Source organism: Herbidospora yilanensis, assembly GCF_001570565.1.
GTDB lineage: Bacteria > Actinomycetota > Actinomycetes > Streptosporangiales > Streptosporangiaceae > Herbidospora > Herbidospora yilanensis.
This window is the reverse complement of the sequence record NZ_BBXE01000062.1, coordinates 1-347: the sequence shown is the minus strand read 5'-3', so window position 1 is coordinate 347 and position 347 is coordinate 1. Positions and strand designations below refer to the sequence as shown.

General features: G+C 59.1%; 1 rRNA gene (running past one end of the window). It reads left to right on the top strand.

The features are described 5' to 3' along the window. Positions 1 to 319 (top strand): 23S ribosomal RNA (locus AW273_RS35725); it begins 2,713 nt to the left of the window's first position. Positions 320 to 347: the final 28 nt, after the last annotated feature.

The following is a 347-nucleotide window of genomic DNA, read 5'->3' as shown; positions in this document are numbered from 1 at the left end:
GGGTTTAGAACGTCGCGAGACAGTTCGGTCCCTATCCGCTGCGCGCGCAGGAGACTTGAGAGAGGCTGTCCCTAGTACGAGAGGACCGGGACGGACGAACCTCTGGTGTGCCAGTTGTTCTGCCAAGGGCACGGCTGGTTGGCTACGTTCGGAAGGGATAACCGCTGAAAGCATCTAAGCGGGAAGCTCGTCTTGAGATGAGGTCTCCCACCCAGTGATGGGGTAAGGCCCCCGGTAGACGACCGGGTTGATAGGCCGGGAGTGGAAGCGCGGTAACGTGTGGAGCTGACCGGTACTAATAGGCCGAGGACTTGACCATAAATGCTCGCGTCGACTATGCAACTCTC